The 360-nt window shown below is 28.1% G+C and carries 1 pseudogene; it reads left to right on the forward strand.

From position 1 onward, the window contains the following. Positions 1–130: 130 nt before the first annotated feature. Positions 131–360 (forward strand): annotated as a pseudogene (locus tag ACX6CF_RS25365) (ISNCY family transposase); the annotation flags it as partial.

Here is a 360-nt window from a genome sequence, read left to right on the forward strand (position 1 = left end):
TATGATTGATTTATGATAATGTCTTAGTGTACCACAATTGATTATGTCCTATTTTTTAATTATGGGATATAATAAAACCTCATGTATTTTATAGACAGAGGTGATTATCATTAGAAAGGTAGACTTAAACATGACAGAACAATATAAATATGAAATTATTAAAAGATTAGTTGAAACTAAAGGGAACAAGGACAATGCAGCTCTGAAACTAGGCTGTACTAGACGAAATATAAATCGTTTAATCAAAGGTTATTTAGATCAAGGAAAGATTTTCTTTATCCATGGTAATCGTGGTCGTAAACCATCACATACATTAGAAGACAATATCAAAGAAAATATCTTAAATCTTTATCGAACAAA

It is taken from the genome of Vallitalea sediminicola (genome assembly GCF_054408565.1).